Raw genomic sequence first — 15929 nt, forward strand, 5'->3', positions numbered from 1 at the left:
GGCTGAAACCCATCAGCCCGTCCGGCGTTCGAGGACGAACTCGGCGAAGCCGGTGATGACGGCAACGAAGGGGTTGGGGAGAAGCCCCGCAGGGACGTTCCTACTCCGGGGGCGGCTGCTCGCCGTTCCCCCCGCCGGGCTTCTTGACGTGCGTCCGCAGGCGCGAGGAGACGTCGTCCGGCGGGAGGAAGCGCGACCACCGCTCGGGGAACTCGGACGGCATGTCCTGGTCGTCGGGGTCCCCGGAGGCCTCCCGCGCGGCGGCCGCACGGGCCACCACCTCCACCGCCTTCGCCTCCCGTATCCGATCGTTGGCCGCTCGCGCGGCCGCCGTGGCGACGGAAGGCCACACCCGGTCGATCGCCGCGTTCACCGCCGCCCCCACCAGGACCGCGAACGCCGACACGCCGATCCACAGCAGCACGGCCACCGGCGCCGCCAACGAACCGTAGATCGTGGGTCCTTCGACCGTGCTCGTCAGGTAGATCCGGAGCAGGAAGCTCCCCAGGACCCACATGCCCAGGGCGATCAGCGCACCGGGCATGTCCTCCACCCAGGGCGACCGCACCGGCACCGACACGTGGTAAAGCGTCGTCAGGAACACCACCGACAGCAGCGTCACCACCGGCCAGTACAGGACCTGCACCACGGTCGTGGAGCCCGGCACCAGCTTCACCACCGCGTCGGGGCCCGCCACCATCAGCGGCAGCGCCACCGAACCGATCAGCAGCGCCACGATGAACAGGCCGAACGCGAGCAGCCGGGTCTTGACGATGCCGCGCGCGCCGTCCAGGCCGTACATGACCGTGATCGTGTCGATGAAGACGTTCACGGCGCGCGAGCCCGACCACAGGGCGAAGAGGAAGCCGATGGAGATGACGTCGGGCCTGCCGACCCGCATCACGTCCTCCAGTATCGGCTGCGCGATCTGGCTGACGCCCTTGTCGGAGAGGACGGTGCGGGACGCCTCCAGGATGTTGTTCTCGACGCTGGCGATCGTGTTCGCGCCGGTCCAGCGGTCCACGTACGCGAGAAGACCGATCAGGCTCAGCAGCAGCGGCGGCACGGACAGGAGGGTGAAGAACGCCGCCTCGGCCGCGAGCCCCAGGATGCGGTATTCCACGCACGAGTTGACCGTGTCTTTGAGCAGCAGCCAGGCAGTCCTGCGCTTGGAGACGTTGCTGTAGAGAGCGCGGGCCCGGTTCCAGCGGCCCGACGGCCTCCCGGGAGTTTCATTTGCCTGGTGCACCTCCTTACCGTAGCGGCATGGCAGCCAGCACCCACACAGTGACCAACCAGGCTCCGCCCCTGGTGGGATATGACGTTTTTACGTCCGACCGCGCGCTCACGGAAGCGGTCGAACGGCATCTCGATCCCGCCCTTCTCGGTACCGCACGCGAGCAACTCTCCGAACTCGGGCGCACGGCCGGCTCGGAGCAGGCGCGGGAATGGGGGTTCCAGGCCAATGAGAATCCGCCCGTTCTGCACACCCATGACCGCTATGGGAATCGCGTCGACGAGGTCGACTTCCATCCCTCGTGGCACCGGCTGCTCGGCAAGGCCGTGTCGCACGGCCTGACGGCCGCCTGGGACCGGCCCGGCGGTCACCTGCGGCGCGCGGCCGGGTTCCTGGTGTGGTCGCAGGTCGAGGCGGGGCACGGCTGCCCGGTGTCGATGACGCATGCGGCGGTGCCCGCGCTGCGGGCCGATCCCGCGCTCGCCGCCGAATGGGAGCCCCGGCTCACTTCTCTCGTCTACGACAAAGGCCTTCGGCCCGCGCCCCAGAAGGCCGGAGTGCTCTTCGGGATGGGCATGACGGAGAAACAGGGCGGCAGCGACGTACGCGCGAATACGACGCGTGCGCGGGCCCTCGCACAAGAGGGCACCTATGAACTCACGGGGCACAAGTGGTTCTGTTCCGCACCCATGTCCGACGGCTTTCTCGTGCTCGGGCAGACCGACACGGGACTTACGTGTTTCCTCGTGCCCCGGGTGCTCGACGACGGAACGCGGAACGCCTTCGCCATTCAGCGGCTGAAGGACAAACTGGGCAACAAGTCGAATGCGTCCGCCGAGGTCGAGTTCGACGGGACGTGGGCGCGCCGGGTCGGCGACGAGGGGCGCGGGGTGCGCACCATCATCGACATGGTGGCGGCGACCCGGCTCGACTGTGTGGTGGGCTCGGCGGCGCTCATGCGCCAGGCCGTCGCGCAGGCCGTTCACCACGCCACGTACCGCGAGGCGTTCGGCGGCAAGCTCGTCGACAAGCCGCTCATGCGCAACGTGCTCGCGGACCTGGCCCTGGAGTCGGAGGCGGCCACGACGCTCGCGATGCGGCTCGCGGCGGCGTACGACGACGGGGGCGAGCAGGAGCGGGCGTTCCTGCGGATCGCGGTGCCCGCCGCGAAGTACTGGGTGACCAAGCGCTGTACGCCGCTGGTGGTGGAGGCCCTTGAAGTGCTCGGCGGCAACGGATACGTCGAGGAGTCGGGGATGCCGCGGCTGCTTCGCGAGTCGCCGCTCAACTCGATCTGGGAGGGTTCGGGGAACGTACAGGCCCTGGACGTGCTGCGGGCGCTCCAGCGGGAGCCGCTGGCGCTGAACGCCTTCCTCCAGGAGGTCGGCCTCGCGCGCGGCGCCGATCACCGCCTGGACGGCGCGATCAAGGGGCTGCTCACCGAGCTGGCCGACCTGGACGGCATCGAGGCGCGGGCGCGCCGGGTCGTGGAGCGGATGGCGCTGGTGCTCCAGGGCTCGCTCCTCGTGCGGTACGCGCCGTCGGAAGTGGCCGACGCGTTCTGTGCCTCGCGGCTCGGCGGCGACTGGGGCTCGGCGTTCGGCACGCTGCCGCACACGCTCGATCTGGCCACCGTGGTGGAGCGGGCCGCTCCCCTCGGGGACTAGAGGGCGTCACCGGGGAGTCATCGGGGGGCGGTGGAGCGGGCGCGCACGGCGACCGCCCGCTACACCCGTCAGACCCGTCATACCTGTCACACCGCCGACCGTGCCCGCCTTGGCCCGCGCCCGCGGCTCATGGTTCTCTGACCTGCATGAGCCTCACTGTCACCACTTGGTCCCTGGAGCAGAGCGCTCCCACCGATCTGCTCCCCGCCGCCGCCCCCGAGGGCGACGACGTACGGATCGTCCGGGCCGAGATCCCCTCCCCCGAGTTCAGCCGCTTCCTGTACGCCTCCGTCGGCGGTGACATCCGCTGGACGGACCGCCTCTCCCTCTCCTACGCGCAGTGGCAGGAGGAGCTCGGGAAGCCGGGCGTGGAGACCTGGGTGGCGTACGACAAGGGGACGCCCGCCGGTTACGTGGAGCTGGCGGCGCAGGAGGGCGGTGTCGTCGAGATCGTGTACTTCGGGCTCGTCCCCGCCTTCCGGGGGCGCCGGATCGGCGGGCATCTGCTCTCGTACGGGGTGCGGCGGGCCTGGGACCTGGCCGAGCGGTGGCCCGAGCTGACCCCGACCAAGCGGGTGTGGCTGCACACCTGCTCCAAGGACGGGGAGCACGCCATGGACAATTACCTGCGGCGCGGCTTCAAGCTGTTCGACACGAAGGTCGAGCAGGAGCCGGAGGTCGCCACGCCGGGGCCTTGGCCCGGCGCGTAGCGCTCCGCGCGGCGGTGCGCATGTGACTGCGGGGCCGTCGTGGCTGGTCGCGCAGTTCCCCGCACCCTTTGAGGGGCGCCACCGCCGGTCCGCGAAAGTGACCGGCACCACACTGTCTCGCATTGCGAGACCCACGCGTCCACATTCTGGATAATGGTGGACTGGGCCGAAAGTCCCATGACACGCTTCCGTCATGGATCGCACTGGAATTGCCTTGGTGAGTCGACGCCACGTCGATCTCTGCCGCATGTCCAGCGCCATGTGTCCGGCGAGCTGACAGCACCAGCGCCGACGATTCTCCTCACCTGACCACTCCCTTGCGCACCGCCGCGCCTCCTGCGCGAAGTGTGCAGGTCAGCCCAGCCCTCAGCCCGCCTTGAAGGACGTATAGCCATGGCTGCCACCCCTGAAAAACCCACGACTGCCGCGCCCCGGCGCAAGGCGAGCCGTCACCGTGGTGAGGGCCAGTGGGCCGTTGGCCACTTCACGCCGCTGAACGGCAACGAGCAGTTCAAGAAGGACGACGACGGTCTCAATGTGCGGACACGCATTGAGACGATCTACTCCAAGCGTGGCTTCGACTCCATCGACCCGAACGACCTTCGTGGGCGTATGCGCTGGTGGGGGCTCTACACCCAGCGCCGACAGGGCATCGACGGCGGCAAGACCGCCATCCTGGAGCCGGAAGAGCTGGACGACGAGTACTTCATGCTGCGGGTGCGGATCGACGGCGGGCGGCTCACCACCGAGCAGCTGCGCGTCATCGGCGAGATCTCGCAGGAGTTCGCGCGGGGGACCGCCGACCTCACCGACCGGCAGAACGTGCAGTACCACTGGATCCGCATCGAGGACGTACCCGAGATCTGGGAGCGGCTCGAAGCTGTCGGGCTCTCCACGACCGAGGCCTGCGGTGACACGCCCCGCGTCATCCTCGGTTCGCCCGTCGCCGGTGTCGCCGAGAACGAGATCATCGACGGCTCCCCCGCCATCGACGAGATCCAGCGCCGCTTCATCGGCAGCCCGGAGTTCTCGAACCTGCCGCGCAAGTTCAAGACGGCGATCTCCGGATCGCCGCAGCTGGACGTCGCGCACGAGATCAACGACATCGCGTTCGTCGGCGTGAACCACCCCGAGCACGGCCCCGGTTTCGACCTCTGGGTCGGCGGCGGGCTCTCCACCAACCCGAAGCTGGGCGTGCGGCTCGGCGCGTGGGTGCCGCTGGACGAGGTGCCCGAGGTGTGGACCGGCGTCATCGGCATCTTCCGTGACTACGGCTACCGCCGCCTGCGCACCCGCGCCCGCTTGAAGTTCCTCGTCGCCGACTGGGGCCCGGAGAAGTTCCGGCAGATCCTGCAGGACGAGTACCTCAAGCGCGAGCTCACCGACGGACCCGCGCCCGAGCAGCCCGCCGGCACCTGGCGCGACCACCTCGGCGTACACAAGCAGAAGGACGGCCGCTTCTACGTCGGCTTCGCCCCCCGCGTGGGCCGGGTGGACGGCACGACGCTCACGAAGATCGCCGATGTCGCCGCGGCCCACGGCTCGGGCCGACTCCGCACCACCGCCGAGCAGAAGATGATCGTGCTCGACGTCGAAGAGGCGCAGGTCGAGTCGCTCGTGGCGGGGCTCGAAGCCCTTGACCTGCGGGTGACTCCCTCACCCTTCCGGCGGGGCACCATGGCCTGCACCGGCATCGAGTTCTGCAAGCTCGCGATCGTCGAGACGAAGGCGCGCGGCGCCTCGCTCATCGACGAACTGGAGCGCCGCATCCCGGAGTTCGACCAGCCGATCACCATCAACGTCAACGGCTGCCCGAACGCCTGCGCCCGTATCCAGGTCGCCGACATCGGCCTCAAGGGCCAGCTCGTCCTTGACGGCGACGGCAACCAGGTCGAAGGCTTCCAGGTGCACCTGGGCGGCGCGCTGGGCCTGGAGGCCGGGTTCGGCCGCAAGGTCCGCGGCCTGAAGGTCACTTCGGCCGAGCTGCCGGACTACGTCGAGCGGGTCCTTACCCGGTTCCAGGAGGAGCGCGCGGACGACGAGCGCTTCGCCACCTGGGTGGCCCGCGCCAGCGAGGAGGCCCTGAAGTGAGCGAGCGTGCCGCGCCCTTCCACTGCCCCTACTGCGGCGACGAGGACCTGCGCCCGAACGAGACCGGTCACGGCGCATGGGAATGCGCCGCGTGCAATCGAGCCTTCCAGTTGAAGTTCCTCGGGCTTCTCGCCCAGGGAGTTCAGCGCAACAGCGTGGGAGGGGAAGAGATATGACGGCCACTCAGGCCCAAGAGCAGCGCACGAACGACGAGTTGAAGTCTCTCGCCGAGCAGGCCGGGCGGGAGCTGGAAGACGCGTCCGCCCTGGAGATCCTCCAGTGGGCGGTGGACACGTTCGGCGAGCGCTTCTGCGTGACCTCCTCCATGGAGGACGCCGTCGTCGCCCACCTGGCCTCGCGTGCCCGCCCCGGCGTGGACGTCGTGTTCCTCGACACCGGCTACCACTTCCCCGAGACCATCGGCACCCGGGACGCCGTCGCCGCGGTGATGGACGTCAACGTCATCACGCTCTCGCCGAAGCAGTCGGTCGCCGAGCAGGACGCCGAGTTCGGCGCGAAGCTGCACGACCGCGAGCCGGACCTGTGCTGCGCGATGCGCAAGGTCAAGCCCCTTGAGGAGGGCCTGACTTCGTACGCCGCGTGGGCGACCGGTCTGCGGCGCGACGAGTCGCCGACCCGGGCGCACACCCCGGTCGTCGGCTGGGACGAGATGCGCCAGAAGGTCAAGGTCTCCCCGATCGCCCGCTGGACGCAGGACGACGTGGACGCCTACGTCACCGAGCACGGGGTCCTGACCAACCCGCTCCTCATGGACGGTTACGGCTCCGTGGGCTGCGCGCCCTGCACCCGCCGCCTCCTGGAGGGCGAGGACGCACGCGCCGGACGCTGGTCGGGCAACGCCAAGACCGAGTGCGGGATCCACTGATGACAGAGCCTCGGACAGCGACCGAGCCGCTACACGTATCGGAGAAGCACGTGACCACCGGAGCCACCATCTGGCTCACGGGTCTGCCCAGTGCGGGCAAGACCACCATCGCCCACGAACTCGCGGGCAGGCTGGGCGAGGACGGCCACCGGGTCGAGGTGCTCGACGGCGACGAGATCCGCGAGTTCCTCTCGGCGGGCCTCGGCTTCAGCCGCGCGGACCGGCACACGAACGTGCAGCGCATCGGCTTCGTCGCCGAACTCCTCGCCCGTAACGGCGTGAAGGTCCTGGTGCCGGTGATCGCGCCGTTCGCCGACAGCCGTGAGGCGGTGCGGGAGCGCCACCAGAAGGGCGGCACGCCCTACCTGGAGGTCCATGTGGCCACTCCGGTGGAGGTCTGCTCCGTACGCGACGTGAAGGGTCTGTACGCCAAGCAGGCGGCCGGCGAGATCTCCGGGCTCACGGGGGTCGACGACCCCTACGAGGCACCCGAGTCGCCCGATCTGCGCATCGAGTCCCAGGACCAGACCGTGCAGGAGTCCGCGGCGGCCTTGCGCGCGCTGCTCATCGAAAGGGGTGTCCTGTGAGCGACGCATGCGTGGCCGCCCAGCCGCAGACGACCGCGAATCCCGCACCTCTGCGCCGCGCAGGCGGAGAAGCGAACGAAAGGGGTGCAGCATGACGACCACCGTGGCCACCGTGACCGAGGGGACCGACAGCCCGTACGCGCTGTCGCACCTGGACTCCCTGGAGTCCGAGGCGGTGCACATCTTCCGTGAGGTGGCGGGGGAGTTCGAGCGGCCGGTGATCCTCTTCTCCGGCGGCAAGGACTCGATCCTCATGCTGCACCTGGCGCTGAAGGCGTTCGCCCCCGCGGCGATCCCCTTCTCGCTCCTGCACGTGGACACCGGGCACAACTTCCCCGAGGTCCTCGCCTACCGCGACCGCGTGGTCGCCGAGCACGGCCTGCGCCTGCATGTGGCCTCCGTGCAGGACTACATCGACGCGGGCAAGCTGCGCGAACGCCCCGACGGCACCCGCAACCCGCTGCAGACCGTCCCGCTCACCGAGAAGATCCAGAGCGAGAAGTTCGACGCGGTCTTCGGCGGCGGGCGCCGCGACGAGGAGAAGGCCCGCGCCAAGGAGCGGGTGTTCTCCCTGCGCGACGAGTTCTCGCAGTGGGACCCGCGCCGCCAGCGCCCCGAGCTGTGGCAGCTCTACAACGGCCGCCACGCGCCCGGCGAACACGTGCGCGTCTTCCCGATCTCCAACTGGACCGAGCTGGACGTCTGGCAGTACATCGCCCGCGAGCGCATCGACCTGCCCGAGATCTACTTCGCGCACGAGCGGGACGTCTTCCAGCGCGCGGGCATGTGGCTGACCGCCGGTGAATGGGGCGGCCCCAAGGACGAGGAGACCGTCGAGAAGCGCCTCGTGCGCTACCGCACGGTCGGTGACATGTCCTGCACCGGCGCCGTCGACTCCGACGCCACCACGCTGGAAGCCGTCATCACCGAGATCGCCGCCTCCCGTCTGACCGAGCGTGGCGCCACCCGCGCCGACGACAAGATGTCCGAGGCCGCGATGGAAGACCGCAAGCGCGAGGGGTACTTCTAACCATGACCAGCACCACCGAACCCGACAAGGCGCAGCCGCTCTCCAACGAGCAGCTCTCGGCCACCACCCTGCTGCGGTTCGCCACCGCGGGGTCCGTCGACGACGGCAAGTCCACCCTGGTGGGGCGGCTGCTGCACGACTCCAAGTCGGTCCTGACCGACCAGCTCGAAGCCGTGGAGCGCGTCTCGCTGGGCCGCGGCCAGGAGGCACCCGACCTGGCACTGCTCACCGACGGCCTGCGGGCCGAGCGCGAGCAGGGCATCACCATCGACGTCGCCTACCGCTACTTCGCCACGCCCGCGCGCCGGTTCATCCTCGCCGACACCCCCGGCCACGTGCAGTACACGCGGAACATGGTCACCGGCGCCTCCACCGCCGACCTCGCCGTGGTCCTGGTCGACGCCCGCAACGGAGTCATCGAGCAGACCCGCCGCCACGCCGCCGTCGCCGCGCTCCTGCGCGTCCCGCACGTCGTGCTCGCCGTGAACAAGATGGACCTCGTCGCCTACGAGGAGACCGTCTTCGCGAAGATCGCCGAGGAATTCACCGCCTACGCCAGCGAGCTGGGCGTACCGGAGATCACCGCGATCCCCATCTCGGCGCTCGCCGGGGACAATGTCGTCGAGCCGTCCTCCAACATGGACTGGTACGGCGGCCCCACCGTCCTCGAACACCTGGAGACGGTCCCGGTCAGCCACGACCTGACCTCCTGCCACGCCCGCCTGCCCGTCCAGTACGTGATCCGCCCGCAGACCGCCGAGCACCCCGACTACCGGGGCTATGCGGGGCAGATCGCGGCGGGCACCTTCCGGGTCGGCGAGTCCGTGACCGTGCTTCCCTCGGGCAAGACGTCGAAGATCTCAGGGATCGACCTGCTCGGCGAGCCGGTGGACGTCGCGTGGACGCCGCAGTCCGTGACGCTGCTCCTGGAGAGCGACATCGACATCGCGCGTGGCGACCTGATCGTGCCGAGCGGCGACCAGCCGCCGATCTCGCAGGACCTCACGGCGACGGTCTGCCACGTCGCGGACACCGCGCTCGCCGTCGGCCAGCGGGTGCTGCTCAAGCACACCACCCGCACGGTCAAGGCGATCGTCAAGGACATCCCCTCGCGGCTCACCCTGGACGACCTCTCCCAGCACCCGGCGCCCGGAGAGCTGGTCGCCAACGACATCGGCCGCGTCGTCATCCGCACCGCGGAGCCGATCGCCGTCGACTCGTACGCCGCCTCGCGCCGCACGGGTTCGTTCCTGCTCATCGACCCGGCCGACGGCACGACGCTCGCGGCGGGCATGGCGGGCGACGCGTTCGCCTCCACCGAGTCGGCCGAAAAGGCCGCGCCGGCCGCGGACGACGAGGGATGGGACTTCTGACCATGACTTCCATCGACTACTTCTCGACCTTCGCGAAGGAGGGCGGCCGCATCGGCAGCGGCGCCCTCGGCAGCGGACAGGGCGGGGTCGGGCGATGTGCGTGAAGACGTACGCGCACCGCTTGCGCGCCCACACCCCCCGCGAGTTCGACCTGCGAAGACGAAAACCTGCCGATCTCCCGGCCACGCCCTGACGGCGTGAGAGCCGGGCCAACGAGAGGACCACCTCCCGTGCCTGCCAGCTTCCGCACTCCACGTACCACCGGTGGCCGACGCGCCCTCGCCGCCGTCACCGCCCTGCCGCTGCTCGCCGTGGTGCTCACCTCCTGCGGCTACGGATCCGACTCCGACGACGACAACGACAAGGCCGAGGTGGCCTCGGGTGCGAAGAAGATCGAGGGCCTGGACGAGGTGAAGATCGGGTACTTCCCGAACCTCACGCACGCCACGGCGCTCGTCGGTGACCAGGAGGGCCTGTTCCAGAAGGAACTGGGCGCGACGAAGGCGAAGTACACGCAGTTCAACGCGGGGCCTTCGGAGATCGAGGCGCTGAACTCGAAGTCGATCGACATCGGCTGGATCGGCCCGTCGCCCTCGATCAACGGCTACACGAAGTCCCAGGGCAAGAACCTGCGCATCATCGGCGGCTCGGCGTCCGGTGGCGTGAAGCTGGTGGTCAACCCCAAGAAGATCAAGTCCCTGGACGACGTCAAGGGCAAGAAGATCGCGACGCCGCAGCTCGGCAACACCCAGGACGTGGCCTTCCTCAACTGGGTCAAGGAAAAGGGCTGGAAGGTCGACGCGGAGAGCGGCAAGGGCAACGTCTCGGTGGTCCGCACCGACAACAAGATCACCCCTGACGCCTACAAGTCCGGCTCGATCGACGGCGCCTGGGTGCCGGAGCCGACCGCGTCGAAACTGGTCGCCGAGGGCGGCAAGGCGATCCTCGACGAGTCCGACCTGTGGCCGGACAAGAAGTTCGTGATCACGAACATCATCGTGTCCCAGTCGTTCCTCAAGGAGCACCCGAAGGTCGTCGAGGCGGTCCTGCGCGGTTCGGTGAAGACCAACCAGTGGATCAAGGACAACCCCGACAAGGCGAAGGCCTCCGCCAACGCCGCCCTCAAGGAGTCGTCCGGCAAGGCGCTGCCCGCCGGCGTCATCGACCCGGCGTGGAAGTCCATCCAGACCACGGACGACCCGCTGGCCGCCACGCTCGACTCCGAGGCGAAGCACGCGGTGAAGGCGGGCCTCCTGGAGAAGCCGAACCTCAAGGGCATCTACGACCTGAAGCCGCTGAACAAGGTCCTCAAGGCCGAGGGCAAGCCCGCCGTCGACGACGCCGGTCTCGGCGTCAAGTAACCCCGGAAGCAGACCAGTTCCCAGGAGGTGACGACCATGGCGACCACAACCCTCGCCAAGGCGGCGGACGACATCACGGCCGCCCCGCACGCAGCCCGGATCGAGCATGTCTCGAAGTCCTTCGCCACGCCCGCCGGGCAGCAGCTCGTCCTGGACGACATCACGCTCGATGTCGCTCCCGGCGAGTTCGTCACCCTCCTGGGAGCCTCGGGCTGCGGCAAGTCGACGCTGCTCAATCTGGTGGCCGGGCTCGACAAGCCGTCGGCGGGCGACATCGCCACCGACGGCCGCCCTGCCCTGATGTTCCAGGAGCACGCGCTGTTCCCGTGGCTGACCGCGGGCAAGAACATCGAGCTCGCCCTGAAGCTGCGGGGCATCCCGAAGGCCGAGCGGCGCGAGCGGGCCGAGGAGCTCCTCGGCCTCGTACGGCTGCAAGGCGCGTACGGCAAGCGGGTGCACGAGCTGTCCGGCGGCATGCGCCAGCGGGTGGCGCTGGCCCGTGCGCTCGCTCAGGACAGCAAGATCCTGCTGATGGACGAGCCGTTCGCGGCGCTCGACGCGATCACGCGTGACGTCCTGCACGACGAACTGACCCGCATCTGGCGCGAGACGAACGTCTCCGTCCTCTTCGTCACGCACAACGTGCGCGAGGCCGTCCGCCTCGCCGAGCGCGTCGTGCTCCTCTCGTCGCGTCCGGGCCGGGTGGCGCACGAGTGGCGGGTGGACATCCCCCACCCGCGCCGCATCGAGGACTCCGCCGTCGCGGAACTGTCCGTCGAGATCACCGAACAACTGCGTGGGGAGATCCGCCGACATGGCCAGCACTGACACTCCGGTCGACAAGACCGAGAGGGACAGCGGCGCCGAGCGGGACCGCGGCCAGGACCTGGCAGGTCTCGAGGCGGGGCTCGACGCCCTGGACGCGGTCCAGACCCGGCGCACGCCCTTCCGCCAGACCTTCGTCCAGAAGATCCTGCCGCCGGTGACCGCCGTCCTGCTGGTCGTCGTGGTGTGGCAGATCCTGGTGTGGGCGAAGGTCACCGACTCCTACAAGCTGCCCGCGCCCTCCACCGTCTGGCACGAGGTGGAGGACGCCTGGCTCCAGGGCACGCTCCTGGAGTACATCTGGACGTCCGTGTCGCGCGGCCTGCTGGGCTTCCTGATGGCCCTCGCGATCGGTACGCCCCTGGGTCTGATCGTGGCCCGGGTGCGGTTCATCAGGGCCGCGATCGGCCCGATCCTGTCCGGTCTGCAGTCGCTTCCCTCCGTGGCGTGGGTGCCGCCGGCGGTGATCTGGCTCGGGCTCAACGACCAGATGATGTACGCGGTGATCCTGCTCGGCGCGGTCCCCTCGATCGCCAACGGCCTGGTCGCGGGCGTCGACCAGGTGCCGCCGCTCTTCCTGCGGGCCGGCCGCACCCTGGGGGCGACGGGCCTGCGCCACACCTGGCACATCGTGATGCCCGCGGCGCTGCCCGGCTATCTGGCGGGTCTGAAGCAGGGCTGGGCGTTCTCGTGGCGCTCGCTGATGGCCGCGGAGATCATCGCGCAGTCGCCCGACCTGGGCATGGGGCTTGGCCAGCTCCTGGAAGCGGGCCGCACGAACAGCAGCATGTCGCAGGTCTTCTTCGCGATCCTGCTGATCCTCGTCGTCGGCATCGCCATCGACCTGCTGATCTTCAGTCCCCTGGAGCGGCGCGTCCTGCGCAGCCGCGGACTCCTCGTGAGGAGCTGACCCACCATGTACGGCCGTCCCGTCCTGCTCGTCGTCGCCCACGGCAGCCGCGATCCGCGGCATGCCGCGACGGTGCGCGCCCTGGTGCGACGGGTGCGCGAGCAGCGGCCGGGGCTGCGGGTGGAGACGGGTTTCCTCGACTTCGACTCGCCCTCGGTCCCCGAGGTCCTGGAGTCCCTGGACGCCGAGGGCGTACGCGACGTGATCGCGCTGCCCCTGCTCCTCACCCGCGCGTTCCACGCGAAGAAGGACATCCCCGCGGTCCTGAGCCAGGCACCGCCGCGCCTGCGCATCCGGCAGGCGGGGGTGCTCGGCCCTTCGCCGCTGCTCCTGACCGCTCTGGACCAGCGGTTGTACGAGGCGGGCCTCACGCCCGCCGACAAGTCCTCGACCGGGGTCGTGCTTGCCTCGGCGGGGTCATCGGACCCGGAGGCGATCGCAGTGATCGCTGAAATCGCGCGGGAGTGGCGGCACACCGGTTGGTGCGCCGTGCGGCCTGCGTTCGCCTCCGCATCTCTGCCCCGCACGGAGGACGCCGTGCGGGAGCTGCGCGAGCTGGGCGTGCGCCGGGTGGCGGTGGCTCCGTACGTCATCGCGCCCGGTTTTCTGCCGGACCGCATCGCGCGGGGCGCGGCCGACGCGGACGTCACGGCCCAAGTGCTCGGCCCGTCCGCGGGGTTGGCGCGGCTGCTCGTGCAACGCTTCGAAGAGGCCTGCGCCGAGTCCGGTGCGGTCGGGCGGGTGGCGCGGGTTCCCGTGCTGGCCTAGCTTGTGGGTTCATGACCCTCACCAGATCCCGGACGCTGTGGCTGCGGACCGAGCCCCTGCACGCAGTGATCTACTTCGAGGAGAGCTGCCGCGGCCTGGGCAGGGCGCTGGGCCTCAAGGGCTTCTGGATGGGCTACTTCGCGGCCCGCACCGCCCCCATGGGCCCGGTCGAGGCGGGCCCCGCGACGGCGGCGCTCGGTGTCTTCGCCCCCGGCATGGTGGAGCGGGCCCTGCCGTCCGCCTGGCAGTACGTGTCGCCGGGCCGGATCGTGGAGGAGCGTGCCGCCTGTGCGGCGCGGGCCCTGCGCGCGCTGGTCCCGGGCATCGACGACCAGGCCGTCGCCCTCTGCCCGCCGCTGGCCGCGATGGTCGGGGACGCCCCCTCCCTGGCCCGCCCGCTGTTCTCGGCGAACCGGGACGTGAGCGAGCGGGCCGACCCGGTGCAGCGGCTGTGGCAACTGGTCACCTGCGTGCGGGAGTTCAGGGGCGACGCGCATGTCGCCGCGCTCGCCGACCACGGCCTGGACGCCTGTGAGGCGCTGGTGCTCGCCGCCGCCACGGGCCGCGTGGACCCGGAGACCATCCGGCACGACCGGGGGTGGGCCGAGCAGGACTGGGCGCACGCGGTGGACCGGCTGCGCGGGCGCGGTCTGGTGGACGGCGACGGACACATCACCGAGCACGGCCGCACGGAGCGCGAGCTGATCGAGGACGCCACGGACCGGCTGTCGGCGCGCCTGCTGCGCCCGCTCGCCGCGCGGGACGCGGACGCGCTCCTTGCCGCGCTCGAACGTCCGGTGCGGCACATCCTGGCGGCGGACGTCGTCCCCTTCCCCAACCCCATCGGACTTCCGCAGCCCACGAGTTAGTCAATCCGGTTGCCGAAGTACCGTTCGGACCCCTACCGTCACGCCGATGACCCCCGTACTCCGCTCCGAGCGCCTGAGCCTGTCCCCCTACGTCGCCGCCGACGAGGACCAGTTCGTCTCGCTCCTCCAGGACGAGGCCGTGGGCCGCTGGTTCGGGGACGGGATGCAGAGCGTGGACCAGACCCATGCGCTGTTCCGCCGGATATTCGGCCTCGTGTACGCCGAGAACCAGTTTCCGGTCTGGGCGGTGCGGCACGAGGGGCGCTATGTCGGCCACGCGGAGATAAAGCCGTCGCCCGAGAGCTGGCTCGACGGCCACGAGATCGTCTACGGCCTCTTCCGCGGCAGCTGGGGGATGGGCCTCGGCACGGAGCTCGCCCGCCTGCTCACCTCGTACGGCCACGAGACGCTGGCCCTGCCCGAGGTGCACGCGACCGTGGACGCGGAGAACATCGCGTCCCTCACCGTGCTCAAGCGGCTCGGCTTCACCCAGGGCCGCGCGGTCCCGGAGGACAACGGCCGCACCACGCTCCTGATGACCTCGGTGCTCGGCTGAAGTCCGGGCCCGCGGCAGATGGCGGGCCGATCAGGGCTGTGGCGGGCCCTGCGGGGTGAACGGCGTTCCCTGGTGGAACCAGAGCAGCCACTCGCCCTCGTACAGCCGCCACAGCGAACTGCGGTGGGCGGTGCGGCCGTTGCTCTCGGTGTCGAAGGTGAGGTGTACGACGTCCTGGGCGAGCTCGGTGCCGCGCATCCGGGAGGTCATGATCGGGCGGCCGGTCCGGTGGGTGTTCTCGCTGAGGGCCTTGATGATCGACTCGCGGTCCCAGGGGGTGCCCGATGCGCCGAATTCGGTGAACTCCGGGTGCAGCAGCGCCCCGAGCAGTTCGGGCTGCGTGCGGACCTCGGGGGCGAGCAGCCGCAGTTCGGCCTCGATGGCCGCCTCGACGGCGGGGGTGCGGTCAGCCACGGTCGAGCTCCTGGGTCAGCTCGACCAGCTTGGCGACGGTGTTCCAGTTGCGGGAGGTGGCGACGACGCCCTTGAACAGGGCGGGGCGCGAGAGGACCTCGCCCAGTTTGGACCGGCCGAGTCCGTCCGGCGCGTAGAGGTAGAGGGCGCGGTCTCCGAGGCGGAACTCCTCGGGGAGGAAGGCGGCCGGGTCGATCGCGTCGAGCCGGGAGGCGTCCACCGGCTCGGAGAAGTACGTGACGTGCAGCTGCTTGCCTTCGAGCGAGGCCGCGGGGAAGGGGCAGGCGTCGGCCACCGCCTTCAGATACGCGCCGTCGCGCACCAGGACGTCCACGGCGAAGCCGAAGTGCCCCTCGATGGCTTCACCGACCCGCGCGGCCAGGGCGTCCTCGGCGGCGGCCTCGGCGGTGAAGACCGCGTTGCCGCTCTGCAGGTGCGTGCGCACGTCGCCGAAGCCAAGACCGGAGAGGAGCGGGCGCAACTCCCCCATCGGCAGCTTTCTCCTGCCGCCCACGTTGATGCCACGTAGAAGCGCCGCGTAAGCCTTGTCCGTCATCCGCACACCATAAGACGGCCGTCGCGCCCCGGGGGGGGGGGCGCGACGGCCCCCCGGTAAGTGGGTGGTGTGTCTTATAAAAATATACG

Annotated in this window: 18 protein-coding genes; 15 read left to right on the plus strand and 3 right to left on the minus strand. The window is 70.1% G+C overall.

From position 1 onward, the window contains the following. Positions 1-100 precede the first annotated feature (100 nt). Entirely contained in the window at positions 101-1249 is a 1149-nt protein-coding gene (locus ACFUPX_RS42425) for a YihY/virulence factor BrkB family protein (RefSeq protein WP_383334798.1), read from the minus strand. Between the two features lie 17 nt (positions 1250-1266). Here ACFUPX_RS42425 and ACFUPX_RS42430 point away from each other — a divergent pair, with 17 nt between their 5' ends. The 15 genes from ACFUPX_RS42430 to ACFUPX_RS42500 all read left to right on the plus strand — a co-directional run bounded on the left by ACFUPX_RS42430 (position 1267) and on the right by ACFUPX_RS42500 (position 14870). Continuing rightward, positions 1267-2904 (plus strand): acyl-CoA dehydrogenase family protein, encoded by a 1638-nt coding sequence (locus ACFUPX_RS42430; protein WP_383334800.1) that lies wholly within the window; start codon positions 1267-1269, stop codon positions 2902-2904. Positions 2905-3050: 146 nt separating this feature from the next. Then, entirely contained in the window at positions 3051-3614 is a 564-nt protein-coding gene (locus ACFUPX_RS42435) for a GNAT family N-acetyltransferase (RefSeq protein WP_383334802.1), read from the plus strand. A gap of 193 nt (positions 3615-3807) precedes the next feature. After that, positions 3808-3891: a putative leader peptide gene (locus tag ACFUPX_RS42440; protein ID WP_323178717.1), complete on the plus strand. Its 84-nt coding sequence runs from the start codon at positions 3808-3810 to the stop codon at positions 3889-3891. Positions 3892-4007: 116 nt separating this feature from the next. Continuing rightward, complete coding sequence (locus ACFUPX_RS42445; RefSeq protein ID WP_383334804.1) at positions 4008-5705, plus strand: nitrite/sulfite reductase; 1698 nt, start codon at positions 4008-4010, stop codon at positions 5703-5705. Then, positions 5702-5881, plus strand: coding sequence for a hypothetical protein (locus tag ACFUPX_RS42450; RefSeq protein WP_383334806.1), 180 nt, complete (start codon positions 5702-5704; stop codon positions 5879-5881). The genes ACFUPX_RS42445 and ACFUPX_RS42450 overlap by 4 nt, the downstream gene beginning before the upstream one ends. Next, positions 5878-6591: a phosphoadenylyl-sulfate reductase gene (locus ACFUPX_RS42455; RefSeq protein ID WP_383334808.1), complete on the plus strand. Its 714-nt coding sequence runs from the start codon at positions 5878-5880 to the stop codon at positions 6589-6591. Before ACFUPX_RS42450 ends, ACFUPX_RS42455 begins: the two co-directional genes overlap by 4 nt. Next, entirely contained in the window at positions 6591-7178 is a 588-nt protein-coding gene (gene cysC, locus ACFUPX_RS42460; RefSeq protein ID WP_383334809.1) for an adenylyl-sulfate kinase, read from the plus strand. The genes ACFUPX_RS42455 and cysC overlap by 1 nt, the downstream gene beginning before the upstream one ends. 91 nt (positions 7179-7269) lie before the next feature. Then, positions 7270-8208: a sulfate adenylyltransferase subunit CysD gene (gene cysD / locus ACFUPX_RS42465; protein ID WP_383334811.1), complete on the plus strand. Its 939-nt coding sequence runs from the start codon at positions 7270-7272 to the stop codon at positions 8206-8208. A 2-nt stretch (positions 8209-8210) separates the two neighbouring features. After that, positions 8211-9581 carry a sulfate adenylyltransferase subunit 1 gene (locus ACFUPX_RS42470; RefSeq protein ID WP_383334813.1) on the plus strand — a complete coding sequence of 457 codons (1371 nt, stop codon included), beginning with the start codon at positions 8211-8213 and terminating at the stop codon, positions 9579-9581. Between the two features lie 230 nt (positions 9582-9811). Then, complete coding sequence (locus tag ACFUPX_RS42475) at positions 9812-10942, plus strand: ABC transporter substrate-binding protein (RefSeq protein WP_383334815.1); 1131 nt, start codon at positions 9812-9814, stop codon at positions 10940-10942. A 36-nt stretch (positions 10943-10978) separates the two neighbouring features. After that, positions 10979-11770, plus strand: a complete 792-nt coding sequence (locus ACFUPX_RS42480; RefSeq protein ID WP_383334817.1) for an ABC transporter ATP-binding protein — start codon at positions 10979-10981, stop codon at positions 11768-11770. Further along, positions 11757-12677 (plus strand): ABC transporter permease, encoded by a 921-nt coding sequence (locus tag ACFUPX_RS42485; protein WP_383334819.1) that lies wholly within the window; start codon positions 11757-11759, stop codon positions 12675-12677. The genes ACFUPX_RS42480 and ACFUPX_RS42485 overlap by 14 nt, the downstream gene beginning before the upstream one ends. 6 nt (positions 12678-12683) lie before the next feature. After that, positions 12684-13445, plus strand: a complete 762-nt coding sequence (locus tag ACFUPX_RS42490; RefSeq protein ID WP_383334821.1) for a sirohydrochlorin chelatase — start codon at positions 12684-12686, stop codon at positions 13443-13445. 11 nt (positions 13446-13456) lie between these two features. Continuing rightward, positions 13457-14314, plus strand: a complete 858-nt coding sequence (locus ACFUPX_RS42495) for a hypothetical protein (RefSeq protein ID WP_383334823.1) — start codon at positions 13457-13459, stop codon at positions 14312-14314. Between the two features lie 46 nt (positions 14315-14360). Then, positions 14361-14870 (plus strand): GNAT family N-acetyltransferase, encoded by a 510-nt coding sequence (locus ACFUPX_RS42500; protein WP_383334825.1) that lies wholly within the window; start codon positions 14361-14363, stop codon positions 14868-14870. A gap of 30 nt (positions 14871-14900) precedes the next feature. Here ACFUPX_RS42500 and ACFUPX_RS42505 read toward each other — a convergent pair whose 3' ends face one another. Beyond that, positions 14901-15284: a DUF4440 domain-containing protein gene (locus tag ACFUPX_RS42505; protein WP_383334827.1), complete on the minus strand. Its 384-nt coding sequence runs from the start codon at positions 15282-15284 to the stop codon at positions 14901-14903. After that, entirely contained in the window at positions 15277-15840 is a 564-nt protein-coding gene (locus tag ACFUPX_RS42510; protein WP_383334829.1) for a DUF1697 domain-containing protein, read from the minus strand. The genes ACFUPX_RS42505 and ACFUPX_RS42510 overlap by 8 nt, the downstream gene beginning before the upstream one ends. Positions 15841-15929 lie beyond the last annotated feature (89 nt).

The sequence above is a fragment of the Streptomyces sp. NPDC057302 genome (assembly GCF_042667685.1).
Taxonomy (GTDB): domain Bacteria; phylum Actinomycetota; class Actinomycetes; order Streptomycetales; family Streptomycetaceae; genus Streptomyces.

Coding starts and splice junctions, on each gene's coding strand:
- ACFUPX_RS42480 (WP_383334817.1), top strand. CDS start 10,979: ATGGCGACCACAACCCTCGCCAAGGCGGCGGACGACATCACGGCCGCC.
- ACFUPX_RS42485 (WP_383334819.1), top strand. CDS start 11,757: ATGGCCAGCACTGACACTCCGGTCGACAAGACCGAGAGGGACAGCGGC.
- cysD (WP_383334811.1), top strand. CDS start 7,270: ATGACGACCACCGTGGCCACCGTGACCGAGGGGACCGACAGCCCGTAC.
- ACFUPX_RS42490 (WP_383334821.1), top strand. CDS start 12,684: ATGTACGGCCGTCCCGTCCTGCTCGTCGTCGCCCACGGCAGCCGCGAT.
- ACFUPX_RS42500 (WP_383334825.1), top strand. CDS start 14,361: ATGACCCCCGTACTCCGCTCCGAGCGCCTGAGCCTGTCCCCCTACGTC.
- ACFUPX_RS42510 (WP_383334829.1), bottom strand. CDS start 15,840: ATGACGGACAAGGCTTACGCGGCGCTTCTACGTGGCATCAACGTGGGC.
- ACFUPX_RS42455 (WP_383334808.1), top strand. CDS start 5,878: ATGACGGCCACTCAGGCCCAAGAGCAGCGCACGAACGACGAGTTGAAG.
- ACFUPX_RS42445 (WP_383334804.1), top strand. CDS start 4,008: ATGGCTGCCACCCCTGAAAAACCCACGACTGCCGCGCCCCGGCGCAAG.
- ACFUPX_RS42495 (WP_383334823.1), top strand. CDS start 13,457: ATGACCCTCACCAGATCCCGGACGCTGTGGCTGCGGACCGAGCCCCTG.
- cysC (WP_383334809.1), top strand. CDS start 6,591: ATGACAGAGCCTCGGACAGCGACCGAGCCGCTACACGTATCGGAGAAG.
- ACFUPX_RS42430 (WP_383334800.1), top strand. CDS start 1,267: ATGGCAGCCAGCACCCACACAGTGACCAACCAGGCTCCGCCCCTGGTG.
- ACFUPX_RS42440 (WP_323178717.1), top strand. CDS start 3,808: ATGGATCGCACTGGAATTGCCTTGGTGAGTCGACGCCACGTCGATCTC.
- ACFUPX_RS42435 (WP_383334802.1), top strand. CDS start 3,051: ATGAGCCTCACTGTCACCACTTGGTCCCTGGAGCAGAGCGCTCCCACC.
- ACFUPX_RS42470 (WP_383334813.1), top strand. CDS start 8,211: ATGACCAGCACCACCGAACCCGACAAGGCGCAGCCGCTCTCCAACGAG.